Consider the following 24,799-nt stretch of genomic DNA (forward strand, 5'->3'; position numbering starts at 1 on the left):
GCCCCCATCGCTGCCACCCCCGGCCGTTCCGCCGACCGGGTGCATGAGCAGGTCAAGGCCATGGCCGTCACCTACCGGCTGCGGCCGGAGGAGCGGGTCAACGAGGTCGAGCTCGCCCGGGCGCTGGGCGTCAGCCGCACCCCGCTGCGCGAGGCGCTGAACCGCCTGGCCGCCGAGGGCTTCCTCATCGCGACCGCCAACCGCGGCTACACCGTCCGGCCGTTGGACCCAAAGCGCGTGCTCACCCTCTACGAGTATCGCGCCATGCTGGAGGTCGGCGCCCTGCGCCTGGCCGCCGAGCGCGCGACCGACGCTGAGCTCGCCGCCCTGGAGACCTTCGCCGAGCGCAGCCGCGACGAGCCCGACGACGACGTCCAGGCGCTGCGCCTGCTGGCGCTGGACGAGCAGTTCCACGAGCGGCTGGCGCAGCTGTCGGACAATGAGGAGATGGTGCGCTCGCTGCGTTCCCTGAACGAGCGTGTCCGCTTCATCCGCTGGATCGACATGCGCAAGGGCCGCCGCCCGACGACGCAGCAGGAGCACCTGCAGATCGTCCGCCACCTGCGCGCCCGCGACGCCGAGGCCGCGGCCCGGCTGATGACCCGCCACATCACCCGCCGCCTGGAAGAGATCAGCGAGATGATCCGGGCCGGCTTCGCCGAAATCTACACCGACAACGCCCTGGCCGCCCAAGCCATGCGCGACGTCGCCTGAACAGGAACGGAAAAAATGCGCGCCGTCTTCGTCGATGCCAATGCCACCCTGGGCGCCGTCGCCCAGCGCCTGCACCGCGCGGACGACATGCCGCTGCAGGTCAATATCCAGCCCGACATCACCTCGGCCCAGCTGCCGGCGCTGCTCGGCGACGCCGGGATCGCGATCGTCGACCACACCCACCTGCCCACCGACATCGCCCGCGCCTGCCAGGGCCTGAAGCATGTCGTCTTCCTCGGCACCGGCGCCCGCAGCTACATGAACCCCGAGGAGCTGGCCGCGATCGGCATCGAGGTGCATATCATCAAGGGCTATGGCGACACCGCCGTCGCCGAATGCGCCTTCGCCCTGATGTGGACCGCCGCCAAGGGCTTCGCGGCCATGGACCGCAACATGCGCGCCGGCAACTGGCTGCGCACCGACGGCGTTCAGCTGACCGGCAAGACCGTGGGCCTGATCGGCTATGGCGGCATCGCTGCCGAGATGGCCCGCCTCTGCAACGGCGCCGGCATGAAGGTCCAGGCCTGGAACCGCTCGCCCAAGACCGCCGACGGCGTCACCTTCACTGACCTCGACACGGTGCTCGCCACCAGCGACGTCCTTTCCGTCCACCTGCTGCTGAACGACGAGACCCGCGGCTTCCTCGGCGCCGACAAGCTCGCCAAGGTCAAGGACGGCGCCATCCTGATCAACACCGCCCGCGGCGCCGTGGTCGACGAAGCCGCCATGATCGCGGCGCTGGCCTCCGGCAAGCTCGCCCATGCCGGCCTCGACGTCTTCGACATCGAGCCGCTGCCCGCCAACCATCCGCTGACCCAGGTCGAGAACGTCACCCTCTCGGCCCATTCCGCCTTCCGCACGCCGGAAGCCTCGGACAATCTCTTTGAAGCCGCGCTGCAGCATTGCCGCAGGATCGAAGGTAAGTAAGAAAGAAAGCGCTGGGGGAAGTATCCCCCAGACCCCTTCTATTTTTGCCAGAAAGCGGAACAGACGATGGCTGATATCAGCAGGCTCGATCAGAACGCCCGCCGCTCCCGCGCGGTCATCCACGGCGACACCATCTACCTCGCCGGACACACCGCCGACGACCGCAGCCAGGATGTCACCGGCCAGACGAAGCAGGTGCTGGCCAAGATCGACGACATGCTGGCAGCCAGCGGCAGCGACAAGTCGAAACTGCTGAACATCACCATCTGGCTGGCCGACATGGCCGACTTCGCCGCCATGAACGCCGTCTACGACGCCTGGGTCGTCCAGGGCCACACCCCCGCCCGCTGCTGCGGCGAGGTGAAGCTGGCCCTGCCCGACATCCGCGTCGAGATCATGGCGATCGCGGCCCGCTGATGCGCCACGTCGCCGTCATCGGCGCCGGCATCGAGGGCGCCGCCAGCGCCCTCGAGCTGCTGCGCGCCGGGCACCAGGTCACCCTGCTCGACCCCGGCGAGCCGGGCGCCGACCAGGCGGCGAGCTTCGGCAATGCCGGCTGGCTCTCCACCATGTCGGTCATCCCGCCCAGCAGCCCGGGCCTGTGGAAGCAGGTCCCCGGCTTCCTGCGCGACCCGCTCGGGCCGCTGGCCATCCGCTGGTCCTATTTCCCCCGCGTCCTGCCCTGGCTGACCCGCTACCTGCTCGCCGGCTGGACCGAGGACCGCGTGCTGCGCGTCGCCCGGAAGCTGCGCCCGCTGCTGCAGGAGTCGCCGCAGCTGCACGCGACCCTCGCCGCCGAGGCGGGTGTGTCGCACCTGATCGAGCACCGCGGGCTGATGCACGCCTATCCCTCCCGCGCCGCCTTCGAGAAGGAAGCCATGGGCTGGCGCATCCGGAAGCAGGTCGGCATTGCCTGGACCGAGCTGGACGCCGAGGCGCTGCGCGCCCTCGAGCCGGAGCTCGACCCCGCCTACACCTTCGGCGTGCTGATCGAGGAAGCCGGCCGCTGCCTCGACCCCGGCCGCTATGTCGCGGCCCTCGTCGCCCAGGCCGAGCGCCAGGGCGCCACCCGCCGCCGCATCGCCGCGACCGGCTTCAGGATCCACGCGCAGAAGCTGCAGGCGGTCGAGCTGGCCGACGGCACCACGCTCGACTGCGACGCGGCGGTGATCTGCGCCGGCGCGCGGTCGAAGCCGCTGGCCGCCCGCGCCGGCGACTTCGTGCCGCTGGAGACCGAGCGCGGCTACCACGTCATGTTCCATGGCGCGACCGCCCTGCCCCGGCATTCCATCAACCTCTCGGCGGCGAAGATGGTGGTCAACCCGATGCAGGACGGGCTGCGCGCCGCCGGCCAGGTGGAGATCGCCGGGCTGGAAGCCGCGCCCAACTGGAAACGCGCCGAGATCCTGCGCGACCACCTGCAGAAGAGCTTCCCCGGCCTGCCGAACCCCTATCCGGCCGACCGCGTCACCACCTGGCTCGGCCACCGGCCCAGCATGCCCGACGGCATGCCCTGCCTCGGCCCGGCCAGCGCCACGCCCGACATCGTGCTCGCCTTCGGCCATGGCCATGTCGGCCTGGTCGCCGGCGCCCGCACCGGCCGCATCGTGGCCCAGCTGGTCTCCGGCCAGCCGCCCGAGATCGCCATCGACGCCTTCTCCCCGCGCCGCTTCCGCTGAGGCCGCGCGGGACCTTCAAGATTTCGACCGCGCAAAGCGGCGAGCACCAGACACGGATACCGAGGTCCAGCTCCAGCAGAGGTTCAGGATTATCCATGACGCGACGTTTTCTTGCCGGTCTTGCCGCCTGCGCCAGCCTGGCGTTCGCCGCCTTCGCCACCCCCGCCGCGGCGCAATCCACGGGCTCGGCGACGCTGGACGCCATCCGCGCCCGCGGCGCGCTGGTCTGCGGCACCTCCGCCGACCTGCCGGGCTTCGCCATGCTCGACCAGAAGGGCGAGTTCACCGGCCTCTACACCGATTTCTGCCGCGCCATCGCCGCGGCCGCGCTGGGCGACGCCACCAAGGTGCGCTTCGTCCCCACCACCTATGCCAACCGCCTGACCGCGCTGCAGTCCGGGGAGATCGACATCCTCTCGTCGAACACCACCTGGACGCAGCCGCGCGAGGCGGCGCTGGGGCTGATGTTCACCGGCGTGCTGTTCTATGACGGCCAGGGCTTCCTGGTGTCGAAGAAGCTCGGCGTGAAGTCGATCCGCGAGCTCGACGGCGCCAGCGTCTGCGTGCAGCCCGGCACGACGACCGAGAAGAACCTGGCCGACTTCTTCCGCGCCAGCGGCATGCGGCTGAACCCCGTCGTCATCGAGAGCGTCGAGGAAATCCGCAACGCCATGATCGCCGGGCGCTGCGACGCCTTCACCGTCGGCACCTCGACGCTGGCCGCCTTCCGCGCCGGCCTCGGCGCGCGGGCCGACGACTTCGTCGTGCTGCCGGAGCTGATCAGCAAGGAGCCGCTGGGCCCCGTGGTGCGCAAGGGCGACGACCGCTTCTTCGACCTGGTGCGCTGGACGCAGTATGCCATGACGCTGGCCGAGGAATTCGGCATCACCAGCAAGAACCTGGCGCAGCGGATGGACGACCCGCAGCCCGACGTGCAGCGCCTGCTGGGCCGCGCCGGCGACTTCGGCAAGGACATGGGCGTGAATGCCGCCTGGGCCGCCAATATCATCCGCCAGGTCGGCAGCTATGCCGAGATCTGGGACCGCAACGTGGCGCCGATGGGCCTGCCGCGCGGCCGCAACGCCCTCTACACCCAGGGCGGGCTGCATTACGCGCCTCCCGTCCGCTGACTGGACCGATGACGATGCAGAATTCCCCGCGCCGCGGCACGGCCCGCGGCGGCAAGGCGATCTATGGCGCGCCGCTCGGCATCCTGATGCTGGAGGCCCGCTTCCCGCGCATCGCCGGCGACATGGGCAATGGCACCACCTGGCCCTTCCCGGTGCTGTACCGCGTGGTGCGCGGCGCCAGCCCGGAAAAGGTCGTGCTGAATGGCGCCAACGGGCTGCTGCAGGACTTCCTGGATGCCGCCAAGGACCTGGTCAGCCAGGGCGCCGAGGCGATCACCACCAATTGCGGCTTTCTCTCCCTGTTCCAGAAGGAGATCGCGGCGCATGTCGGCGTGCCGGTGGCGACCAGCAGCATGATGCAGGTGCCCTGGGTGCAGTCGATGCTGCCCGAGGGCAAGCGGGTCGGCCTGCTGACGGTCAGCGGCACCACCATGACCCCGCGCCACCTGGAAGCCGCGAATGTCCCGCTCGACATCCCGATCGAGGGCACCGAGCGGGGCCAGGAGTTCTTCCGCGTCCTGATCAAGGCGGAGAAGGACGACATGGATGTCGACCTGGCCGAGCAGGACATCCTGGAGGCCGGCAGGCGCCTGGTCGCCCGGCACCCGGAAGTTGGCGCGATCGTGCTCGAGTGCACCAACATGCCCCCCTACGCCGCGGCTTTGCAGCGTGATCTGGGGATTCCGGTCTACGACATCTATTCGATGATCACTTATTTCCACGCCGGCATTCGCCCGCGCGATTTCGGATAAGAATAGAAGGGGGATTCGGGGGAATACTTTCCCCCGACCTTGCTTTCTTCTTGCCCTAGCACAGCGCCTCGCTTTGCCGCTATGCTGGCGGAATCATGCTCGAAATCGTCATCGTTGTGGCGCTGATTCTCCTGAACGGCATTTTTGCCTTGTCGGAGCTATCGGTGGTGTCGTCGCGTCCGCGGCGTTTGCAGATCCTGGCCGAGGAGGGTCGTCCTGGCGCCAGGGCGGCCCTGGCGCTGCTGGAGGAGCCGGGCCGGTTCCTCTCGACCGTGCAGATCGGCATCACGCTGGTCGGCATCCTGGCCGGCGCCTTTTCCGGCGAGGCCCTGGGCGGCCGGCTGACCGCCTGGCTGCTGGAGCAGGGCGTCTCCCAGGCCGTGGCCGGTCCGCTCGGCTTCGGCCTGGTGATCGCCATCATCACCTACCTGTCCATCGTCATCGGCGAGCTCGTGCCGAAGCGCTTCGCCCTGCGCAGCCCGGAGACGCTGGCCTGCCTGGTCGCCCCGGGCATGCGGCTGCTGGCCCGCATCGGCACCCCGGTCGCTTGGCTGCTGGACGCCTCGGTCGGGCTGGTCTTCCGCCTGCTGGGCGTCGGGCCGGAGCAGGCCACCGTGGTGACCGACGAGGAGATCCGCTCGGTGGTCGCCGAGGCCGAGGGCTCGGGCACCATCGAGACCGCCGAGCGCCATCTGATCGCCGGCGTCATGCGGCTGGGCGACCGTCCCGTCCGCGGCGTCATGACGCCGCGCACCGAGGTCGACTGGCTGGACCTGGCCGCCGGCGAGACCCGCATCCGCGAGACGCTGATGACCACCCAGCATTCCCGCCTGCCGGTGGGCGAGGGCAGCACCGACGCCATGCTGGGCGTGGTGCAGACCCGGCAATTGCTGGCCCAGGTGCTGGCCGGCCATGCGCTGGACGTGCGCCAGCATGTGCAGCCGGCCCCGGTCATCCCCGACACCGCCGATGCGCTGGACGCGCTGTCGGTGCTGCGCGAGGCCGCCGTGCCGATGGCGCTGGTGCATGACGAATACGGCCACTTCGAAGGCGTGGTGACCCCGGCCGACCTGCTGGAGACCATCGCCGGCGCCTTCCGCGCGGATGCCGACACCGACGACCCCGCCGCGGTGCAGCGCGAGGACGGGTCCTGGCTGCTGGCCGGCTGGCTGGCCGCCGACGAGATGGCCGAGCACCTGTCGATCCGCCTGCCGGCCGAGCGTGACTACCAGACGCTGGCCGGCTATCTGCTGCAGGCCTTCGGCCGGCTGCCGCGCACCGGCGAGCATATCGAGCGCGACGATTGGCGCTTCGAGGTGGTCGACCTGGACGGCCACCGCATCGACAAGGTGCTGGCGCAGCCGGCGACGCCCGCGGTCGCCGGGCTGCTGCGGGTGGCGCGCGGCGGCTGATCCTTCTGCTTCAGCCAGGCCGCTCAGCCGGGCCGCTCAGCCGGGCTAGGGGCCCGGCTGGCGTCGCGCCACCTCAGAGGTCCTCGAGCCAGATGACGTCGCCATCGTCGAGGTCGTAGCGGGCGGCGACCACCTTCAGCCGCCCCTGCTCCACCAGCCCCTGGATCACCGTGCTCTGGGTCTTCAGCCGCCGGGCGACGCGGCGGGCATTGGCGACGACGGCATCGTCCAGCGTCACCGCGCCCGAGCCCTGCCGCGCCGCCAGCACCGCCGGCAGGATCGGCTGCACCATCTCGCCGATCACGCCGGGGAAGCGGGCATTGGCCTGCACCACCTCCAGCGCGGCGGCGACGGCGCCGCAATTCTCATGGCCCAGCACCACCACCAGCGGGCAGCCCAGCACGGCCACGCCATATTCGATGCTGCCCAGCGCCGCGGTGTCGACGGTGTTGCCGGCATTGCGGACGATGAACAGCTCGCCCAGGCCGCGGCCGAACAGCAGTTCCGGCGGCACCCGGCTGTCGGAGCAGCCGACCAGCACGCAGAAGGGCGCCTGCCCCCCCGCCAGCTCGACCCGTCGCTCGCGGCCGAGGGCGGCGTGGTAGGGCGTCTCGACGCGGAACTCGTCGTTGCCCTCCTTCAGCAGGGCCAGGGCCTGGTCGGGGGTGAGCAGGCTGTGCGGAACGCCGCCGCTGGCGCGCGCCGCCCGCGGCGTCACGGTGAGGGGGGCGGCGGCCAGGGCCAGTGCGCTGGCGACCAGGGCACGGCGGCCGGGGCGCGGCGGCTGGGAACCATCGCCGCAGCGGCAGAGACGGGAAAACATGGCGCGACCTGGCCTCCGAAAGGGCCTGGCAGGAGGCGCTGCCTCGCAGAGGCGGGGCCGGCCGCTACAGCCAGCCCGACTTCCGGAAACGCCGATACAGAAAAAGGATCGCCCCCGCAATGACTGCCAGCACGGCCGGATAGCCGTAGCGCCATTTCAGCTCCGGCATATTCTCGAAATTCATGCCGTAGAGGCCGGCGATGGCGGTCGGCACGGCCAGGATGGCGGCCCAGGCGGCCAGCTTGCGGGTGGTGTCGTTCTGCTGCATCTGGCCGATCATCAGCCCGGCCTCGAAGGCGAAGGCCAGGCTTTCGCGCAGCGCCGAGAACCATTCGACCAGCCGCTGCGCCCGGTCGGCCACCTCGCCGAAATAGGGCCGCGCCTGGCCGTCGATCACCGGGCTTTCCACCCGCGACAGCCGGCGGCAGATCTCGGCCAGCGGCGAGACGGCGTTGTGGATGCGCAGCAGGTCGCGCCGCATCCGATAGAGGCGCCGGATGTCGAGCTGCGTCGCGCCATGCAGCACCAGCCGCTGCTCCATCTGCTCGACGCCCTCCTCCAGCGCGGTGGCGACGGCGACGAACTGGTCGGCCAGGAAGTCGAGCAGCTCGGTCGCGACGAAATCCGGGCCGCGCGCCAGCAGCTCCGGCGCCGCCTCCAGCCGCTCGCGCAGCGGGGCATAGGCGCAGAGCGGCCCGCGCCGCAGCGTCAGCAGGAAGTCCTGGCCGATCACCAGGGTCAGCTCGCCGAATTGCGGCAGGTGGTCGGCGATGCCGATGGTGATGGCCACCACCAGCATGACGCCCTCGAACTCGATGACCTTGGGGCGGCGATGCGGCCGCGCCAGCTCCTCCACCACGCCACGGTCGAGGCCGAGCTGGCCGCCCACCCGGTCGAGCAGCGCCTGGTCGGGGTCGCGCAGGCCGACCCAGAGCAGGGTGCCGGCCTGGCCGCGGTGGCTGCCCAGCGCGTCCACCGGCAGCTCCGCCAGGCGGCGGCCGGCGCGATAGGCCACGGCGGCGGTGATGCCCGAGGCAGGAAGGGGGGCCGGGAGATCCATGGGGTAAGCGCCTGATCCAGAAGCCGCGGGCCATGGCAGCGCCCGGCCCCGGCGGTCAACGCCCCGGCGGCGGCAGGGCTGCCGCATGGCCGGGATTTAAGCCCGGCCGATCACAATCGGGGCGGAACGCGGCCCTGGCCATGGATTGGTGACGATTGCCGGGCCAGATGGGCGGCATGCCCCCCCGCCTGCTCGCCTTCCTGTTCGTCCTCGCCTGGTCGACCGCCGCCCCCGCCGGCGCTGGCGCCCAGCCCGTGGAGGGTGGCGACTGGCCGCGCTGCGGTCGGGCGATCGCCGCGGCCGAGCCGGCCTCCGGCATCCCGCCCGGGCTGCTGGGCGCCATCGCCCTGGTGGAAAGCGGCCAGCGCAACCCGGCGACCGGCGCCCCGACCCCCTGGCCCTGGTCGTACAACGTCAATGGCGAGGGCCATTCGCCGCCCAGCAAGGCCGCCGCCATGGCGGAGGTCGCGGCGCTGCAGGCGCGCGGCATCCGCTCGATCGATGTCGGCTGCATGCAGGTCAACCTGCTGCACCACCCGGCAGCCTTCGCCACTCTGGAGGAAGCCTTCGACCCGCCGGCCAATCTTCGCTACGCCATCCGCTTCCTGAAGGAGCTGCAGGGGCGGACCGGCGACTGGGGGGCGGCCATCGCCCGCTACCATTCCGGCGAGGCCGAGCGCGGCGCGGCCTATCAGCGCCGGGTCACCCTGGCGCGGATGGGGGCGGCCTGGGGCAGCGGCGGCGGGGTGCCGCTGCCGAACAATCTGGGCCGCGACATCTGCGCCCCCGGCCTGACGCCGACCCTGCTGATCGGCGGCCGGGCGGAAGCGCGGCGCTTCATGACCGCCGAGGCCCGCCGCGCCGGCCGCAGCCCGATGATCCAGCGCGGCAGCAGCCGGCCGCGGGTCGCCTGCCTGCGCCCGGTCGGCCGCGCGCCGGGACCCACGGCGACGCGGCGCTGATTGCCGAAAGAAATGCCGACCTGAACTTCACTGCAGCCCACATGGCGCATCATGATGCCGAATGGGCACGGCGAAGACATTCAGATTCTGCATCCGCACCGTCAGCGGCGCTTACTCGTCAATTTGGGAGATCGATGTGCGCCACAACGCCATCTACCTCTTCCATGAAGACCGCCGAAAAATTGGATGGCACATCAGCTTCCACAGTGACGGCCGCAGTCACATGAAGTTTTCTGCCACCGGGAAAGGGCCCGAAAATCGTCCCCTGGTGAAATGGGACGTGGGGCGCATCGAAAGGACCAACGGACAGCAATTTGTCTGTGGGTTAATACTTGGCTTTGACGTTGGCTCGCTCACCCCTCGCAACATTCCAGGCAACTGCACAGTTGTAGATTCGCCAGATCGAGGCTGCCTTGATCTGCATTTTCTCTTTAGTAATTTTGGCGAAGGTGCAGTGAACATCATTTCTAATTCACAGTTGGTCCTGGATGCGCACATGTCCGGACGAAAACGATTTCACCTCTTCGCGCACCAAACCGACGAAGAGATGGATGATCTGATCATGAATGATCATTCACCAAAAATTTTGTTCACCAACAAACCAAGAATAATTCAAAACCACATCAATATAAACTTAGGACCGAATGTGAAAGATAACGTTGCATTTCTTCTGGAACGTTGGGGACATATCAATCCCTTCATTTAACGCGCGCTGAACCCCGCCTCGGTCACCGCCAGCCGGCGCAGATCGAGCTGCGCCTCGCTGCGGAAGCGGGTGGCGGCGGCCTCGGCCAGGCGGGACAAGGCGGCCCGGTCGTTGGCGTTGCGCGCATCGACATAGGCCATGGCCTGGATGGCGCCGTTCAGGATCAGCACCTCGGCCATTTCCTGGCGCTGCGCCTCGGTCAGCCGCGGCGCGCTGGGAGTGCCGGCGATGATGCCCGCCAGCTGCGCCCGCACCGCCTGGGTCTGCGCCCGGGTGGTGTCGCCCTGGCCATTGGCGATAATCCAGTTGATCAGGAAATAGCTGGCCTGCGCATCGACCAGGTCGCCGGCGCGCAGCCCGTCGCCGCCCCAGATCTTTTGCCACAGGCCGGGCAGGTCGGCCTGGCGCAGCTGCGCCTCCATCGCCGCGACGTCGGCGGTGTTGTTCTGCCGGGCGACGAAGGCCGAGAACTGCCGCATCACCCGGGCGGAGACGGCGGGGTCGGCGCGATAGCTGGTCACCACCCGGGTCGTCGCGGCCGGCGGGGCGCGGCCGGCCTCGCGGTCGCGACGGGCGGCCTCGCGGCGCATCGGCTCCAGCATCAGGTTGGTCATGGCCATCTGCCCGGCCAGGCCCTCGAACATCGCCGTGCCCTGGGCCCAGGCCGGCGGCGCCAGCAGCATCGCCGCCAGCCCCAGCATCGCCATCCGTCGCATCCGCGGCCTCCTTCCGATCGCGCGCTTATCCTGCGGCGGAAGCGGGCGAAAGGAAGGCGGCGCCCATCACCCTTCCGCGAATTGCAGCGCCGCCAGCCGGGCATAGAGGCCGCCCTCGGCGATCAGCGCCTCATGCCGGCCGGTGGCGACGATGCGGCCCTGGTCGAGCACGACGATGCGGTCGGCATTGCGCACGGTCGCCAGCCGATGCGCCACCACCAGCGTGGTGCGGCCGCGCGACAGTTCCGCCAGCGCGTTCTGCACCAGCTGCTCCGACTGGGCGTCGAGGGCGCTGGTGGCCTCGTCCAGCAGCAGCAGCGCCGGGTCGCGCAGGATGGCGCGGGCGATGGCGATGCGCTGCCGCTGCCCGCCCGACAGCGTCACGCCCTTGGCGCCCAGATGCGTCGCCATCCCCTGCGGCAGGGCGTCGATGAAGCCTTCGGCCGCCGCGGCCCGGGCGGCGGCGCGGATTTCTTTCAGCGTCGCCTCGGGGCGGCCGAAGGCGATGTTGGTGGCGACATCGGCGCTGAAGATCACCGGGTCCTGCGGCACCAGCCCGATGCGGGCGCGCAAGGCCAGTGGATCGAGCCGCGCGATATCGACGCCATCGAAGATGATCCGGCCGGATTGCGGATCATGGAAGCGCAGCAGCAACTGGAAGATGGTGGTCTTGCCGGCGCCGGAGGGGCCGACGAAGGCCACCGTCTCGCCAGGCTCGATCACCAGGTTCATCTCGGACAGCGCCGACTGGCCCGGCCGCGTCGGATAATGAAAGGAGAGCTTGTCAAAGACCAGCCGGCCTTCGGGGCGCGCCGGCAGCGACAAGGGCTGCGGCGGCGCCGCGATATCGGGCTGCACCGCCAGGATCTCGCCCAGCCGGTCGGCGGCGGCGGCGGCGCGCTGCACCTCGCCCCAGAGCTCGCTGACCGCGGCGCCCGACGACGCCAGCATCACCGCGTAGAAGACAAATGCAGAAAGCTCGCCGCCGGACATGCGGCCGGCGACGACGTCATGGCCGCCGACCCAGAGGCTGAGCGTGATCGCGCCGAAGCCGAGCAGGATCACCACCAGGATCAGCGCCGAGCGGCTGAGGATTCGCTTCCGGGCCGCCAGCACCGAGGCCTCGGCGGCGGCGGCGAAGCGCGCCTCGGTCGCGCGTTCCTGGGTGAAGGCCTGCAGGGTGCGCAGCCCGTTCAGGCTTTCCTCGGCCATGGCGCCGAGATCGGCGACGCGTTCCTGCGCCAGCTTCGACAGCGCGCGTTCCCGCCGTCCGAACAGGATCAGCGGCCCGACCACCAGCGGCACCACCACGGCGACGAGGGCCGCCAGCTTCGGGCTGGTCGCCACCAGCAGGGCGAAGGCGCCGACCGCGGTCAAAGCAGACCGCAGCCCCATCGAGATGGCGCTGCCGATCAGCGATTGCAGCAAGGCGATATCGGCGGTGAGCCGCGACAGCAGGTCGCCGGTGCGCGCCGTCTCGTACCAGCCGGGCGAGAGCTTCAGCAGATGGTTGAAGACGGCGCTGCGCAGATCCGCAGACACCCGCTCGCCCAGCCAGGTGACCAGGTAGAAGCGCGCCGCGGTGGCCAGCGCCAGGCCGGTGATGACCGCGAAGATGGCCAGCGCCGCGCGGTCCAGCACCGCCGCCCCGCCGCCGCCGAAGCCGCCATCGATCAGGTGGCGCAGCCCCTGGCCGAGGCCGAGCGTCAGCCCCGCCGCGGTCAGCAGCGCGGCGGCGGCGCCCAGCGCCCGGGCGCGATAGGGGGTCAGGAAGGGCAGCAGCAGCCGCAGCGACATCAGCCCGGCGACCGGACGGGCGGGGGCTTTGGCGGAAAGATCGGACAAGGTGGGCGGCACTCCGGCGGGGCGCGACAACGGGCTTGGTATCTGGGTCACCCCTGGGCATGCTGCCACCCATCCCCCGCGCGAAAAGAGGGGTCCGAAGACATTGCCGAGGAAGCTTCCATGACCCGTTCGACGCGCCGCGCTTTGGCGCCCCTGGCCGCCGGCCTGCTCGCCACCCCTGCCCTGGTCCGCGCCGACACCTATCCGAGCAAGCCGATCCGCATCGTCGTGCCCTATGCCCCCGGCGGCACCACCGACATCACCGCCCGCCTGCTGGGCGAGCAGCTGGGCAAGCGCCTGGGCCAGTCGGTGGTGATCGAGAACAAGCCCGGCGCCAACAGCATCATCGGCGCCGGCAGCGTCGCCAGCAGCCCGGCCGACGGGTCTTCGCTGGTCATGGTGATCGGGGCGCATGCGGCCAATGCGACGCTCTTCGCCGGGCGGCTGCCCTTCGATCCCGTTAAGGATTTTGCGCCGGTTTCGCATGTGGTCTCGGCGCCCTTGATCCTGGCGGGCAGCGGCAAGTCGCCGGTGACGTCGGTGCCCGAATTGCTGGAGGCCGCGAAGAAGAATCCCGGCGGGCTGAACTACGGCTCCAGCGGCGTCGGCGCCGCGGCGCATCTGACCATGGAGGACCTGCAGGCGCGCACGGGCACGCGCATGACCCATGTTCCCTATCGCGGCACCCAGCCGGCGCTGCAGGACCTGCTGGCCGGCAATATCGCCGCCATGTTCGACACCTATTCGACGCTGAAGCCGCAGATCGACGCCGGCAGCATCCGCGCGCTCGGTATTTCCAGCCGCGAGCGCGCCGGCTTCGCGCCCGGGATCCCGACCTTCGCCGAGGCCGGCATTGCCGACTTCGTCTCCTCGACCTGGTGCCTGCTGCTGGCGCCGGCCGCCACCCCGGCGGCCATCGTGCAGCGGCTGTCGGTGGAAAGCGCTGCCATCGTCCGCGACCCTGGTATGGCCGCGAAGCTGCAGGCCATGGGCTTCGAGGTGGTGGGCAGCGACCCGGAGCAGGCGGCGACCTTCCTGAACGCCGAGGTCGAGCGCTGGGGCCGCGTGATCCGCGCCGCCAATGTCGTGGTGGAGTAATGACGTGAGCGGGTGATTCACGCCTTTCGACGATTCCGTCTCAGGCGATCACGCGCTCAGGCCGGAAATTCCGGCAGCGACCGCGCCAGCCGCCGCAGCGCCGCCAGCAGCAGCAGGGCGGCGCGCCCCGGCTGCGACTGGCGCGGCAGCAGGGCCATGGCGCTGACCAGCGGCGCCGGGCGCAGCACCAGCCGCGCCACCCCATGGTCGCGGGCATCCAGCAGCAGGAAGGGATCGGTCACCGCGACGCCGATGCCCGCCCGCGCCATGGCCGCCGCCAGCGAGGACTGCGTCACCTCCAGCGCGATGCGCCGCGGCACGCCCGCCTCGCGGAAGGCCTGCTCGACCAGGTTGCCCAGCGGCAGGCTGCGGCTGAAGGAAATCAGTGGAAAGTCGGCGAGATCCCGCGGGCTGACCACGCCGCGCCCGGCCAGCGGATGGTCGCGGGCGACGACGGCGATCAGCGGGCCGCGGGTCAGCTCGATGCGGCGCAGCTCGGGCTCGCCGACCGGGGTCAGGGCCAGGCCGAAATCCACGCGCTCGCGCTGCACGGCGTCGATCACCCCGGGATTGTCCATGGTGTGCACCACCAGCTGCAGCCGCGGCCGGGCGCGGCGCAGCAGGGCCAGCGCGGGCGGCAGCAGGTTGTCGGCCAGCGTCGGCGTCGCCGCCACCTGCACCGAGCCGACGCTGCTGTCGCGCAGGTCCTCGACCAGCCGGTTGAGGCGCTCGACCCCTTCGAAGACGCGGTCGAGGTCGCCCAGCAGCAATCGCGTCTCCGGCGTCGGCTGCAGCCGGCCCTGCCGCCGGCGGAACAGCGAGAAGCCGGCCAGCGCCGCGCCATCCCGCAGCAGCATGCTGACCGCCGGCTGCGAGATGCCCAGCTGCGCCGCCGCCAGCGTCACCGAGCCATGCCGGCTGACGGCGCGGATGACCTCGAGCTGGCGGAAAGAAAGTGGCATCAGCTGATCTTATATAGAAATAAGCCGCGCACAATTGAGCTTATCTTCGCCGCTGCCTAGCCTTGGCCCATCGCGCCGCAGAGCGTGAAACGGGGAGTGACGCCGCGGATGAAGATCACCGCCATCGAAAGCCTGGTCGTCTCGCTGCCTTTCGACATGGGCGGGCCCTATCAGCGCTTCGCCGGGCAGCTCTGGGACCGGATGCAGATCCTGCTGGTCAAGGTGGAGACCGAGGACGGGCTGGTCGGCTGGGGCGAGGCCTTCGGCCATGCCGCCATCCCGGCGACCAGGGCGGCGCTGGATGCCATCGTGGCCCCGATGATGCTGGGGCGCGATGCCGGCGACATCCAGCGCGCGCGGCGCGAGGTGCTGCACGGGACGCATCTGCTCGGGCGCAACGGCCCCTTCACCTATGCCTTCTCCGGCGTCGAGATCGCGCTGTGGGACCTGTTGGGCAAGCGCTGCGGCCAGCCGTTGTGGCGGCTGCTGGGCGGGTCGGCGCCGGAGACGCTGCCGGCCTACGCCTCGCTGCTGCATTACGGCGACGACGCGCTGGTGGCGAAGAACTGCGCCGCCGCGGCGGCCGCCGGCTACCGCTCGCTGAAGCTGCACGAGGTCACCCGCGCTTCCGTCCTGGCCGCACAGGAAGCGGCGCCCGGTGCCGCCATCATGCTCGACGTCAACTGCGCCTGGACGCCGCAGCCGGCCGAGCGCATGGCGCGGTCCCTCGCCGATGACGGGCTGCGCTGGCTGGAAGAGCCGATCTGGCCGCCCGAGGACGCCCATGGCCTGGCGCGCCTGCGGCAATACGGCATCCCGCTGGCCGCCGGCGAGAATGTCGCGGGGGTCTTCGGCTTCAAGGCGCTGATCGAGGCCGATGCCATCGACATCGCCCAGCCCAGCGTCACCAAGGTCGGCGGCATCGGCGAGATGCTGGACGTGATCCGCCTCTGCCGCGCCGAGGGCGTCGAGCTGGTCCCGCACAGCCCCTATTTCGGTCCGGGCTTCATCGCGACGCTGCATATCGCCGCGGCGATGCTGGAGGAGCCGATGATCGAGGTGCTCTGGCTGGAGATGGAAGCAAACCCCTTCGACCCCTGGGTGCGGGTCAAGGACGGCAGGGTCTCGGTCCCGCGTGGCCCTGGCCTGGGCTGCGACCCCGACCCGGCGGTGCTGGCGCGCTATGCCGACGGCGCCCCCGTGCGGAGGGCCTTGTGATGAAGGTCACCGCCGTCGAGACCCGCGTCGTCCAGCTGCCCTTGGACAAGCCGATCGGCAGCGCGCTGGGAGAGATCCGCGGCTTCGGCTGCATCCTGGTCACGCTCCGCACCGACCAGGGCATCACTGGGGAAAACCTGATCTTCACGCTGAACGACCGGCGCACCGCGGTGCTGCGCGCCATGGTCGATTCCCTGGCCGATGTGATCGTCGGCCACGATGCCGGCATGATCGCCGAATTCTGGGCCCGCGCCTGGAAGGAGATCAACTTCCTCGGCCATAAGGGGATCAGCGTCGTCGGCATCTCGGCCATCGACGGCGCGCTGTGGGATGCGGCGGGGAAGGCCGCGGGGCTGTCGATCCACCGCATGCTGGGCGGCGCGCAATCCCGCGTGCCGGCCTATCACAGCGGCGGGCTGTGGCTGTCGCGCTCGATCCCCGAGCTGGTCGCCGAGGCCGAGGGTTTCCTGGCCGCCGGCTTCACCGCGATGAAGATGCGGCTGGGGCTCGGGCTGGCGGAAGACCTCAAGCGGGTGACGGCCGTCCGCGCCGCCATCGGGCCGAAGATCAGGCTGATGGCCGACGCCAACCAGGGCATGAGCGAGACCGACGCCATCCGCCTCGGCCGCGGGTTGGAAGAGCACCAGCTGACCTGGTTCGAGGAGCCGTTGCCGGCCTGGGATGTCGAGGGCCTGGCCCGCGTCGCCGCGGCGCTGGACACCCCGATCGCCAGCGGCGAGACCGACTACACCCGCTACGGCTTCCGCCGCATGCTGGAGCTGCGCTCGGCCGATGTGCTGATGCCCGACCTGCAGCGCGTCGGCGGCGTCTCGGAATTCATCCGCGTCGGCCACCTGGCCGAGGCGCATGACATCCCGGTCTCCAGCCATCTGTTCCCGGAGACCAGCACGCAGCTGCTCGGCGCGCTGAGCAATGCCAGCTTCCTGGAATACATGCCCTGGTTCTCGCCGCTGTATCGCGAGCGCCTGGAATTCCGGGATGGCGCCGTGCTGGTGCCGGATCGGCCGGGCTGGGGATTTACCTTCGACGAAGATTACATCGCCCATCTGCAGCGATGACACCGCGCGGGCCTGCGTGTCGGCGATTTCACTGACACGTGCGGCAGCGAGTCTGCCTTAATGCTGGCACAGGCGCCCGCGGCAAGACGGGGCCGGATCCTTGGGAGGATATCATGCGCATCACCCGTCGCGACTTCACGCGCGGCAGCCTGGCGACCGTGGCGGCGGCCGGCCTGGCCCGCCCTGCCCTGGCGCAGACCGAAGCGCTCCGCATCGGCTGGCTGGCCGCCATGACCGGGCCGAGCTCGGCGCCCGCCATCGGCTTCAACCGCGGCGTGCTCTTCGCCGCCAATGCCCTCAACGCCGAGGGCGGCGTCAAGGGCCGCAAGGTGGAGATCGTCACCCGCGACACCCAGGGCGACCCCACCAAGGCGGTGAACGCCACGCAGGAGATGATCAGCCAGGCCAAGGTGCATGCCATCTGGGGCCCGACCAATTCCGGCGAATCGCTGGCGGTGACGGCGATCATGGCGCGCGCCAAGATGCCCAACATCCACCCCTGCGTGGTCGACCAGCTGATCGACACCCGCCGCTATCCCAACGCCTTCCGCACGGCGCCGTCGAACGGCCAGTGGGACGACGCGGTGCGCGCCTATTGCCTGAACGTGCTGAAGGTGAAGAAGGTGGCCGTCATCGGCGACACCACCGGCTATGGCGTCAGCGCCCTGAAGGCCTCGGTCGCCGCCTTCCAGAAGGACGGTGCCGAGGTGGTCTACCAGGCCAATATCGACGCCACCCAGCCCGACATGACCCCCGACATGCTGCGCGCCCGCAATGCCGGCACCGAGGCGATCATCATCTGGAGCGTGTCGACCGGCATGGAGGCGCGGCTGTTCAACACCCGCGGCAACATGGGCTGGGACGTGGCCTTCGTCGGCCACCCCTCGATGGCCTCGGGCGAGATCGGCGGGCTGCTCAGCCGCCCGGCCAATTGGGAAAAGGTCTATGCCGTCGGCTACAAGAGCTGCAGCTACAACACCGATGGCGCGCTGCCGGCGAAAAGCCAGGAGCTGGTCAGCCGGCTGCAGGGCAAGGTCGCGCTGGACGACACGCTGCTGTGGTGGGTGGCCGCCGGCGTCGACGCGGTGAACCTGATCGCCGGCGCGGTGCAGGCCACCGGCTCGTCCTCCAGCGAGGCCATCATCAGCCACTGGAACTCGCTGCAGAAGCATGCCGGCTATTTCGGCACCTACAGCTTCACCGCCGACGAGCACAATGGCTACCCGACCGAGGAGGTGGTGATGTCGGCGGCGAACACCGCCAAGAACGGCGCCTTCGCCCTCGCCCCCGGCTACGGCTGAGCGGGGCGCCCGGCATGCTGGCATCCATCCTGGCCTCCGGCCTGGCGGTCGGCGCGATCTACGCGCTGATCGGCATCACCTACAACACCATGTTCGCGACCTCGCGGGTGATGAGCTTCACCGCCGGCCAGCTCGGCATGCTGGGCGGCGTCTTCGGCTCGCTCTTCATCCTGCAATGGCAGCTGCCCGTGCTGCCCGGCCTGCTCCTCACCCTGGCGGCGGCGGCGGCGGTCGGCGTGGTCACCGAGTTCGTCGCCGTCCGCCCGGTGCTGAAAAGCCTGGACCAGCATCTCTACGTGCTGTCGACCCTGGCCCTGGCCCTGATGATCCAGCAGGTCACCGCCATCGAATGGAGCACCGAGCCGCGCCCCTTCCCGCGCCTGCTGGAATTCGGCGCGGCGCATGGGCCGTGGGACCAGAAATACTGGCTGCCGGTGCTGGCCTGCGCCGTCACCATCCTCGGCCTGGAATTCCTCTACAAGCGGACCCTGGTCGGCCGCGCCTTCGTCGCCGTGGCGGAAGACAACTTCGCCGCCCGCGCGCTCGGCCTGCCCGAGCGCGGGCTGCGCGTCGCCAGCTATGCGCTGGCCGGCGCCATCGGCGCGCTGGCGGGCTTCGCCGGCGGCCAGCTGCTGCTCGCCTTCTTCGCCAACGGGCCGCTGCTGAATTTCTATGGCTTCATCCCGGTGGCGCTGGGCGGGCTGGGGAACAACCGCGGCGCGGTCATCGGCGGGCTGGCGCTGGGGCTGTTCCAGCAGGCGGCCAACTTCACGGTGGGCGGCATCTTCTCCAGCGTCGCGGTCTTCACCCTGTTCATCGTCATCCTGCTGGCGGCGCCGCAAGGCCTGTTCGGCGCCGCCCCGCAGCGGAGGGTGTGATGGACAGCGCCAAGCCTGCCGTCGCCTTCGAGCCGCCGCTGGCGCCACGCGCCAGCCTGCTGCCGCGCGCCGTGCTGCCCTTCCTCGGCATCCTGGTCCTCGCCCTGCTGCTGCCCTTCTCGGGCAATGACTACTGGGCGATGATCGCGACCCGCGCCGCCATCTACTGGATCCTGGTCGCCGGGCTGAACCTGGTGGTCGGCTTCGCCGGCCAGCTGGCCATCGGCTATGTCGCCCTGCTGACGCTCGGCGCCTATACCGCCAGCGTGCTGGCCAGCGGCAATGTCCTGCCCGAGGTCCCGGCCTTCCTGGCGCTGGCCGCCGCCGCCGGCGTCGGCGCGGTCTTCGGCGTGGTGGTCGGGCTGCCGGCGCTGCGGCTGCGCACCTTCTACTTCGCCATGACCACGCTGGGCTTCGCCACCATCGTGACGCAGGTGGCGCTGGCCTGGCAGGATGTGACGGGGGGTGGCATCGGCATCACCGGCCCCGCCATGCCCGCCCCCTTCGACACCGCCTGGTCCTTCTTCTACCTGTGCCTGGGCCTGGCCGCCGTGGTGACCTGGATGACCGGGAACATCGCGCGCAGCCGCTTCGGCCGCGGGCTGATCGCCTTGCGCGACGCGGAGGTGGCCGCCGAGGCCAGCGGCATCTCCAAGCCGGCCCTGCTGATCAGCACCTTCCTCTTCGCCGGCGCCTGCGCCGGCTTCGCCGGCGGGCTCTTCGCCGGGCTGCAGACCTATGTCACGCCGGACGCCTTCACCTTCGAGCTGTCGCTGCTGTTCTTCATCGCCGTGCTGATCGGCGGCCGCGGCTCGATCCTGGGGCCGATGCTGGGCACCATCCTGCTGACCCTGCTGCCGGAGATCGCGGCGCCGCTCGCCGCCTGGTCGACCTTCCTTTACGCCTTCCTGCTGCTGGTCATCGTGCTGGCCATGCCGGGCGGCATCGCGTCCCTTCTCGACTTCGCCGGGCGGCGGCCGCTGCCCGCGCAACGCGCCATCCTGCCGCGCGCCGCGGCGCTGGAGAAGCTGCTGCCGACGCGCCCCGACGCGCCGCCGCTGGGCCTGTCGGGCATCGAGCTCCGCTTCGGCGGCGTGCGCGCCATCGACGGCGTCGACCTGGTGGTGCGGCCGGGCCAGGTGCATGGGCTGATCGGCCCGAACGGCTCCGGCAAGACCACCACCCTGAACGTCATCTGCGGCTATTACGAGCCGCAGCAGGGCCGCATGGCGCTGGGCACCGCGCCGCTGCCCTCCGGCCAGCCGCAGAAGCGCGCCGGCCTCGGCATCGCGCGGACCTTCCAGACGCCGCGCATCATCGGCGAGGCGACGGTGCTGCAGAATGTCATGGTCGGCGGCAGCATCCAGGGGTCGTCCACCTTCCTGGCCACGCTGCTGGCCCTGCCCGGGCCGCGGGCGGAGGAGAAGGCGATGGCGGCCCAGGCCCGGCTCGCTTTGGCCGCGGTCGGGCTGGAGGCGCTGGCCGAGGCCCGCGCCGACCGGCTGCAGCACAGCGAGCTGCGCTTCGTCGAGATCGCCCGCGCGCTGATGCTGCGCCCCGCCTTTCTTCTCCTCGACGAGCCCGCCGCCGGGCTGTCCGCCGAAGAGATCAGGAGGCTGGGCGCGCTGATCCAGGCGGTGGCCCGCCAGGGCACCGGCGTGCTGCTGGTCGAGCACCATGCCGACCTGATCTTCGACATCTGCAACCACGTCACCGTGCTCAACCTGGGCCGCGTACTGGCCAGCGGCACGCCGGCCGATATCCGCAGCCACAAGGAGGTGGTCAGTGCCTATCTCGGCGCCTGAATCCCTGCTGGTCGTCGACCGGCTCGAGGCCGGCTACGGCAAGATCGGCGTGCTGCACGGCGTCGAGCTGACCATCGCCGAGGGTGAGGTCATCGCCCTCCTCGGCCCCAACGGCGCCGGCAAGACCAGCCTGCTGCGCGCGCTGTCGGGGCTGCTGCCCTGGTCGGGCGGCGGCGCCTCCTTCGCCGGGCGCGACCTGCGGGGCCTGGGCCCGCGCGAGGCGGCGCGGCTCGGCCTGGTGCATGTCATCGAGGGGCATCGCGTCTTCACCCAGGTCTCGGTGGCCGACAACCTTCTGCTCGCCGGCTACGACCTGCCGCGCGCCGACCGGATGCGCCGCGTGGAAGAGGCTTTTTCCTTCTTTCCCGAAATTGCGGAAAAGCGCGCGGAGAAGGGCGGCGCGCTGTCCGGCGGGCAGCAGCAGATGCTGGCCGTGGCGCAGGGGCTGGTGCGGCAGCCGCGGCTGCTGATGCTGGACGAGCCCTCGGCCGGGCTGTCGCCGGTGCTGGTCGACCGCGTGCTGGGCGTGGTCCGCGCCCTGCAGTCGCGCGGCACCGCGGTGCTGCTGGTCGAGCAGCTGATCGAGAAGGCGCTGTCGGTCGCCGACCGTGTCTATGCCCTGGCCCAGGGCCGCATCGTGCTGGAGGCCGGCGCCCGCGAGGCCGACCTGCCGCACCGGCTGGAACGCGCCTATTTCGGCGCCGACGCCCGGGCGCCGCTCGACGCCTGATGTTCTGCCCGTCGGCCGGGAGGGATCACTTCCCGGCCGACGGCACCCGCAGCGCCGCCAGCAGGGCGGCGACCGCGATCAGGAAAATCCCCCAGAAGGTCCATTGCAGGGCGCCGGCCAAGGCGGCGGCCACCGCCGGCTCGGCCGCGGCCAGGCCCGGGCGGTCGAGCATCTCGCGGATCCGCTCGAAGGAGACGGCGCTGCCGGCGAGGCCCAGGTTCAGCACGCCCCCCAGCACCGTCGCCCCCAGCGTGCTGCCCAGGTTGCGCGAGAAGACGTTGGAGGCCGTGGCCGCGCCCCGCTCGGCCCAGCCGACGCTGCCCTGGATCAGCACGATGGCCGAGGTGCTGAGGAAGCCCATGCCGAGGCCGATCACCAGCGAGCCGCTGCCCGCCAGCACCGGCGAGCTCGCCGGCGTCAGCAGCAGGAAGGGAATGGCGCCGAGCGGCAGCAGCGCCGCGCCGAACAGGAAGGTCCGCCGCAGGCCGAAGCGGGGAAACACCCGGCTGGCGATGGTGGCGCCGATCGGCCAGCCCAGCACCATCACGGTCAGGGCGAAGCCGGCGACCAGCGCCGAGCGCCCCATCACGCCTTGCACATACATCGGCAGGAAGGTGGACAGGCCGATGATGCTCATGCCGCTGAGCAGCGTCGCCAGATTGGCCGTGGCGATCGGCCGGCGCCGCCACAGCGGCAGCGAGATGATCGGGTCGCGCGCCCGGCGCTGCTGGAAGACGAAGCCGGTGGCGGCGACGGCGAAGCAGCCGGCGGCGACCAGCGCGGGGGTGAAGGCGCCGTTGCCGAGCTCGGTGATGGCGACCATCAGCGCCGCGATGCCGATGGCGAAGAGGGTGGCGCCGGCGATGTCGACATGGCGCTGCGCCGTCGCCACCCGCTCATGCAGGAAGGCGACGAACAGCCCGGCGGCGAGCAGGCCGACCGGGATATTGATCCAGAAGATCCAGGCCCAGTTCAGGTCCTGCACGATCAGCCCGCCCGCCAGCGGCCCGATGACCGAGGAAAAACCCCAGACGCTGGCGAGATACCCCTGCACCTTGGCGCGCTCGGCGCCGGGATAGAGGTCGCCGACCACGGTCAGGCAGATCGGCTGGATCGCCCCGGCGCCGGCGCCCTGCAGCAGGCGGAAGCCGATCAGCGCCGGGATCGACCAGGCCAGCCCGCACAGCGCCGAGCCCGCCAGGAAGATGGCGATGCCCACCAGCAGCACCGGCTTGCGGCCGAACAGGTCGGCCAGCTTGCCGAAGATCATGGTGGTCGCGGTCTGGCTCAGCAGGAAGCCGGCGAAGACCCAGGAATAGAGATGCAGGTCGCCCAGCTGCGCCGCGATCTGCGGCATGGCGGTCGAGACGATGGTGGCCTCGACGGCGATCATGAACATGGCGGCGCAGACGGCGGCCAGGATGAGGGGGCGCCGCAGGGCAGGCCGCGCCGGCATTGTCTCGGACATTCCTCCCCGTTAACGGCTTTCGGCGCGGGCGGAAACCGGGGGGCGCCTTGCTTCTGCGCAATCTTTGCGCGCGGATTGGGCAGGGGCCGGCCCGCAGGCCGCGATTGCCCGAAAATCAGGCTGGACGCGCCGGAGAATTCTTCGTGACACTCGGGGCATGAGCCAAGCCCCGCCCCGCCTGCTCTCTGGCGCCGAGCTGAAGGCGCTGTCGCAGCGCTCCGACGCCCGCGGCGCGATCCGCCTCGGCCTGCACCTGGCGCTGATCCTGGCCGCGGGATGGGCGGTCGCGGCCAGCGGACCCTGGACGCTGCTGCCGGCGATGCTGCTGCTGGGGGTGGCCCAGGCCGCGCTCTTCGCGCCGATCCACGAGACCATGCACCTGACCGCCTTCGCCAGCCGCCGGGCCAACGCGGTGGTGGGGTGGCTCGCCGCCTGCCCCTCGCTGCTGAACTGGCATTTCTACACGGCGTTCCACCTGGCGCATCACCGCCACACCCAGGATCCGGAACATGATCCGGAGCTGATCATGCCGCCGCCCTCCAGCCTGGATGCCTATCTGTGGCGGGTGATGGCGCTGCCCTATTGGCGCACCCGGCTGCTCAACCTGCGCGACGCCTGGCGCGGCGACCTGTCAGGCCATCCCTACATTCCCACCCGCGCCGCGCCGAAGATCATCCGGTCGATGCGCTGGATGAGCGTCTTCGTCGCCGGCTGCGCTGTTCTGTCGATGCTGCTGGTGGGGTGGTGGGCGCCGCTGGTCTTCTGGCTGGGGCCGCAGCTGCTGGGCCAGCCGGTGCTGCGGCTCTATCTGCTGACCGAGCACACGCTGTGCACGCATGACGCCAACGGGCTGACCAACACGCGCACGACGCTGACCAACGCGCTGGTGCGGCTGCTGATGTGGAACATGAGCTACCACACCGAGCACCACCTCTACCCCTCCATCCCCTTCCACCGCCTGGCCGACGCGCATGGCGCGCTGCGCGACCGGCTGGCGGTGCTGCAGGATGGCTACTGGCGCTGGCATGCCGGCTTCATCCGGCTGCTGCGCCAGCAGTGAGCGTGATGGCTTGAGGCGGAATCGCCGAAAAGCCTGAATCACGCGATCAAAACAAGCTTCAGGCGGTGGCTTCCACCTGGCGGTCCAGATGGGCGGCCAGGCCTTCGGGCAGGCGCAGCTTGCCGGCCAGGGCCTCCAGCCAGGCGCGCTCCTCCGGCTGGCTGATATCGACCGCGATGCGCGAGGCGAGGTAGAGCTCCGCCGCCTGCTCCGGCGTCGCCGCCAGGGCCGCGATCTCGGAGACGCCGGCATTCCCGGCCAGGGCGTCGAAGACGAAGGCCTTGCCCTCGGCATCCAGCCCCATTTGGCCGACGCGCTCGAAGATCAGCCGGCGCTCTTCCTCGTCGATATGGCCGTCGGCCTTGGCGGCGGCGATCATGGCGCGGATCAGCGACAGCTCGAAGGGCTGGCCGTCCGACCCCGCCGCCGCGGCGGGCAGGAATTTCTGGGGGACCCGCTCGGCTTCCTGGGGGG

General features: G+C 70.6%; 24 protein-coding genes. 17 read left to right on the forward strand and 7 right to left on the reverse strand.

Annotation, left to right across the window (positions count from 1 at the left end):
* Positions 1-6: 6 nt before the first annotated feature.
* From GVN67_RS18605 to GVN67_RS18635, 7 genes are all read left to right on the forward strand, one after another.
* On the forward strand, positions 7-714 hold the full coding sequence (locus tag GVN67_RS18605; RefSeq protein WP_159998757.1) for a GntR family transcriptional regulator: 708 nt from the start codon (positions 7-9) through the stop codon (positions 712-714).
* Between the two features lie 15 nt (positions 715-729).
* Positions 730-1,641 carry an NAD(P)-dependent oxidoreductase gene (locus GVN67_RS18610; RefSeq protein WP_159998715.1) on the forward strand — a complete coding sequence of 304 codons (912 nt, stop codon included), beginning with the start codon at positions 730-732 and terminating at the stop codon, positions 1,639-1,641.
* A 66-nt stretch (positions 1,642-1,707) separates the two neighbouring features.
* Positions 1,708-2,058 carry a RidA family protein gene (locus GVN67_RS18615; RefSeq protein ID WP_159998717.1) on the forward strand — a complete coding sequence of 117 codons (351 nt, stop codon included), beginning with the start codon at positions 1,708-1,710 and terminating at the stop codon, positions 2,056-2,058.
* A complete protein-coding gene (locus tag GVN67_RS18620; protein ID WP_159998719.1) occupies positions 2,058-3,320 on the forward strand; it encodes an FAD-binding oxidoreductase in 1,263 nt (420 codons plus the stop codon). The genes GVN67_RS18615 and GVN67_RS18620 overlap by 1 nt, the downstream gene beginning before the upstream one ends.
* 95 nt (positions 3,321-3,415) lie before the next feature.
* Complete coding sequence (locus tag GVN67_RS18625; RefSeq protein WP_159998721.1) at positions 3,416-4,450, forward strand: amino acid ABC transporter substrate-binding protein; 1,035 nt, start codon at positions 3,416-3,418, stop codon at positions 4,448-4,450.
* A gap of 14 nt (positions 4,451-4,464) precedes the next feature.
* The gene (locus tag GVN67_RS18630; protein WP_235035363.1) at positions 4,465-5,202 is read left to right on the forward strand and encodes an aspartate/glutamate racemase family protein; all 738 of its coding nucleotides are present in this window, start codon (positions 4,465-4,467) and stop codon (positions 5,200-5,202) included.
* A 95-nt stretch (positions 5,203-5,297) separates the two neighbouring features.
* A complete protein-coding gene (locus GVN67_RS18635; protein ID WP_159998725.1) occupies positions 5,298-6,614 on the forward strand; it encodes a hemolysin family protein in 1,317 nt (438 codons plus the stop codon).
* A gap of 73 nt (positions 6,615-6,687) precedes the next feature.
* Here the strand turns inward: GVN67_RS18635 and GVN67_RS18640 are convergent, their stop codons facing one another.
* Together GVN67_RS18640 and GVN67_RS18645 are read right to left on the reverse strand one after the other, a co-directional pair.
* Entirely contained in the window at positions 6,688-7,437 is a 750-nt protein-coding gene (locus tag GVN67_RS18640) for a carbonic anhydrase (protein WP_159998727.1), read from the reverse strand.
* Positions 7,438-7,501: 64 nt separating this feature from the next.
* Positions 7,502-8,497 (reverse strand): magnesium and cobalt transport protein CorA, encoded by a 996-nt coding sequence (locus GVN67_RS18645; RefSeq protein WP_159998729.1) that lies wholly within the window; start codon positions 8,495-8,497, stop codon positions 7,502-7,504.
* Between the two features lie 176 nt (positions 8,498-8,673).
* On the opposite strand from GVN67_RS18645, the gene GVN67_RS18650 reads away from it, so the two are divergent.
* Both GVN67_RS18650 and GVN67_RS18655 read left to right on the forward strand, forming a co-directional pair.
* Positions 8,674-9,459 (forward strand): lytic transglycosylase domain-containing protein, encoded by a 786-nt coding sequence (locus GVN67_RS18650; RefSeq protein WP_159998731.1) that lies wholly within the window; start codon positions 8,674-8,676, stop codon positions 9,457-9,459.
* A 61-nt stretch (positions 9,460-9,520) separates the two neighbouring features.
* Positions 9,521-10,165 carry a hypothetical protein gene (locus tag GVN67_RS18655; RefSeq protein WP_159998733.1) on the forward strand — a complete coding sequence of 215 codons (645 nt, stop codon included), beginning with the start codon at positions 9,521-9,523 and terminating at the stop codon, positions 10,163-10,165.
* On the opposite strand, the gene GVN67_RS18660 is transcribed toward GVN67_RS18655, so the two are convergent.
* Together GVN67_RS18660 and GVN67_RS18665 are read right to left on the reverse strand one after the other, a co-directional pair.
* The gene (locus GVN67_RS18660; protein WP_159998735.1) at positions 10,162-10,881 is read right to left on the reverse strand and encodes a DUF6683 family protein; all 720 of its coding nucleotides are present in this window, start codon (positions 10,879-10,881) and stop codon (positions 10,162-10,164) included. The genes GVN67_RS18655 and GVN67_RS18660 overlap by 4 nt on opposite strands.
* 66 nt (positions 10,882-10,947) lie before the next feature.
* Entirely contained in the window at positions 10,948-12,726 is a 1,779-nt protein-coding gene (locus tag GVN67_RS18665; RefSeq protein ID WP_235035364.1) for an ABC transporter transmembrane domain-containing protein, read from the reverse strand.
* Between the two features lie 120 nt (positions 12,727-12,846).
* Between GVN67_RS18665 and GVN67_RS18670 the strand changes: the two genes are divergently transcribed.
* Complete coding sequence (locus tag GVN67_RS18670; protein ID WP_159998737.1) at positions 12,847-13,824, forward strand: tripartite tricarboxylate transporter substrate binding protein; 978 nt, start codon at positions 12,847-12,849, stop codon at positions 13,822-13,824.
* A 56-nt stretch (positions 13,825-13,880) separates the two neighbouring features.
* On the opposite strand, the gene GVN67_RS18675 is transcribed toward GVN67_RS18670, so the two are convergent.
* Entirely contained in the window at positions 13,881-14,786 is a 906-nt protein-coding gene (locus tag GVN67_RS18675) for a LysR family transcriptional regulator (protein ID WP_159998739.1), read from the reverse strand.
* Between the two features lie 108 nt (positions 14,787-14,894).
* On the opposite strand from GVN67_RS18675, the gene GVN67_RS18680 reads away from it, so the two are divergent.
* From GVN67_RS18680 to GVN67_RS18705, 6 genes are all read left to right on the forward strand, one after another.
* Positions 14,895-16,004 carry a mandelate racemase/muconate lactonizing enzyme family protein gene (locus GVN67_RS18680; protein ID WP_159998741.1) on the forward strand — a complete coding sequence of 370 codons (1,110 nt, stop codon included), beginning with the start codon at positions 14,895-14,897 and terminating at the stop codon, positions 16,002-16,004.
* Positions 16,004-17,083 carry a mandelate racemase/muconate lactonizing enzyme family protein gene (locus tag GVN67_RS18685; RefSeq protein WP_159998743.1) on the forward strand — a complete coding sequence of 360 codons (1,080 nt, stop codon included), beginning with the start codon at positions 16,004-16,006 and terminating at the stop codon, positions 17,081-17,083. Before GVN67_RS18680 ends, GVN67_RS18685 begins: the two co-directional genes overlap by 1 nt.
* A gap of 113 nt (positions 17,084-17,196) precedes the next feature.
* On the forward strand, positions 17,197-18,384 hold the full coding sequence (locus GVN67_RS18690; protein WP_159998745.1) for an ABC transporter substrate-binding protein: 1,188 nt from the start codon (positions 17,197-17,199) through the stop codon (positions 18,382-18,384).
* A 14-nt stretch (positions 18,385-18,398) separates the two neighbouring features.
* Positions 18,399-19,262, forward strand: coding sequence for a branched-chain amino acid ABC transporter permease (locus GVN67_RS18695; RefSeq protein WP_159998747.1), 864 nt, complete (start codon positions 18,399-18,401; stop codon positions 19,260-19,262).
* The gene (locus GVN67_RS18700) at positions 19,262-21,067 is read left to right on the forward strand and encodes an ABC transporter permease subunit (protein WP_159998749.1); all 1,806 of its coding nucleotides are present in this window, start codon (positions 19,262-19,264) and stop codon (positions 21,065-21,067) included. The genes GVN67_RS18695 and GVN67_RS18700 overlap by 1 nt, the downstream gene beginning before the upstream one ends.
* Positions 21,048-21,797 carry an ABC transporter ATP-binding protein gene (locus GVN67_RS18705; protein WP_200845309.1) on the forward strand — a complete coding sequence of 250 codons (750 nt, stop codon included), beginning with the start codon at positions 21,048-21,050 and terminating at the stop codon, positions 21,795-21,797. Before GVN67_RS18700 ends, GVN67_RS18705 begins: the two co-directional genes overlap by 20 nt.
* A gap of 25 nt (positions 21,798-21,822) precedes the next feature.
* On the opposite strand, the gene GVN67_RS18710 is transcribed toward GVN67_RS18705, so the two are convergent.
* The gene (locus GVN67_RS18710; RefSeq protein WP_159998751.1) at positions 21,823-23,253 is read right to left on the reverse strand and encodes an MDR family MFS transporter; all 1,431 of its coding nucleotides are present in this window, start codon (positions 23,251-23,253) and stop codon (positions 21,823-21,825) included.
* Positions 23,254-23,422: 169 nt separating this feature from the next.
* Here GVN67_RS18710 and GVN67_RS18715 point away from each other — a divergent pair, with 169 nt between their 5' ends.
* Positions 23,423-24,325 carry a fatty acid desaturase gene (locus tag GVN67_RS18715; protein ID WP_159998753.1) on the forward strand — a complete coding sequence of 301 codons (903 nt, stop codon included), beginning with the start codon at positions 23,423-23,425 and terminating at the stop codon, positions 24,323-24,325.
* A gap of 58 nt (positions 24,326-24,383) precedes the next feature.
* On the opposite strand, the gene GVN67_RS18720 is transcribed toward GVN67_RS18715, so the two are convergent.
* A partial coding sequence (locus GVN67_RS18720) for a tellurite resistance TerB family protein (RefSeq protein ID WP_159998755.1) occupies positions 24,384-24,799 on the reverse strand: 416 nt, incomplete at its 5' end.

The sequence above is a fragment of the Roseomonas sp. 18066 genome, from assembly GCF_902706185.1.
Classification (GTDB): Bacteria; Pseudomonadota; Alphaproteobacteria; order Acetobacterales; family Acetobacteraceae; genus Pseudoroseomonas.

Coding starts and splice junctions, on each gene's coding strand:
- GVN67_RS18645 (WP_159998729.1), bottom strand. CDS start 8,497: ATGGATCTCCCGGCCCCCCTTCCTGCCTCGGGCATCACCGCCGCCGTG.
- GVN67_RS18675 (WP_159998739.1), bottom strand. CDS start 14,786: ATGCCACTTTCTTTCCGCCAGCTCGAGGTCATCCGCGCCGTCAGCCGG.
- GVN67_RS18635 (WP_159998725.1), top strand. CDS start 5,298: ATGCTCGAAATCGTCATCGTTGTGGCGCTGATTCTCCTGAACGGCATT.
- GVN67_RS18625 (WP_159998721.1), top strand. CDS start 3,416: ATGACGCGACGTTTTCTTGCCGGTCTTGCCGCCTGCGCCAGCCTGGCG.
- GVN67_RS18685 (WP_159998743.1), top strand. CDS start 16,004: ATGAAGGTCACCGCCGTCGAGACCCGCGTCGTCCAGCTGCCCTTGGAC.
- GVN67_RS18690 (WP_159998745.1), top strand. CDS start 17,197: ATGCGCATCACCCGTCGCGACTTCACGCGCGGCAGCCTGGCGACCGTG.
- GVN67_RS18655 (WP_159998733.1), top strand. CDS start 9,521: ATGGGCACGGCGAAGACATTCAGATTCTGCATCCGCACCGTCAGCGGC.
- GVN67_RS18660 (WP_159998735.1), bottom strand. CDS start 10,881: ATGCGACGGATGGCGATGCTGGGGCTGGCGGCGATGCTGCTGGCGCCG.
- GVN67_RS18680 (WP_159998741.1), top strand. CDS start 14,895: ATGAAGATCACCGCCATCGAAAGCCTGGTCGTCTCGCTGCCTTTCGAC.
- GVN67_RS18670 (WP_159998737.1), top strand. CDS start 12,847: ATGACCCGTTCGACGCGCCGCGCTTTGGCGCCCCTGGCCGCCGGCCTG.
- GVN67_RS18650 (WP_159998731.1), top strand. CDS start 8,674: ATGCCCCCCCGCCTGCTCGCCTTCCTGTTCGTCCTCGCCTGGTCGACC.
- GVN67_RS18700 (WP_159998749.1), top strand. CDS start 19,262: ATGGACAGCGCCAAGCCTGCCGTCGCCTTCGAGCCGCCGCTGGCGCCA.
- GVN67_RS18630 (WP_235035363.1), top strand. CDS start 4,465: ATGCAGAATTCCCCGCGCCGCGGCACGGCCCGCGGCGGCAAGGCGATC.
- GVN67_RS18710 (WP_159998751.1), bottom strand. CDS start 23,253: ATGCCGGCGCGGCCTGCCCTGCGGCGCCCCCTCATCCTGGCCGCCGTC.
- GVN67_RS18615 (WP_159998717.1), top strand. CDS start 1,708: ATGGCTGATATCAGCAGGCTCGATCAGAACGCCCGCCGCTCCCGCGCG.
- GVN67_RS18620 (WP_159998719.1), top strand. CDS start 2,058: ATGCGCCACGTCGCCGTCATCGGCGCCGGCATCGAGGGCGCCGCCAGC.
- GVN67_RS18610 (WP_159998715.1), top strand. CDS start 730: ATGCGCGCCGTCTTCGTCGATGCCAATGCCACCCTGGGCGCCGTCGCC.
- GVN67_RS18640 (WP_159998727.1), bottom strand. CDS start 7,437: ATGTTTTCCCGTCTCTGCCGCTGCGGCGATGGTTCCCAGCCGCCGCGC.
- GVN67_RS18715 (WP_159998753.1), top strand. CDS start 23,423: ATGAGCCAAGCCCCGCCCCGCCTGCTCTCTGGCGCCGAGCTGAAGGCG.
- GVN67_RS18695 (WP_159998747.1), top strand. CDS start 18,399: ATGCTGGCATCCATCCTGGCCTCCGGCCTGGCGGTCGGCGCGATCTAC.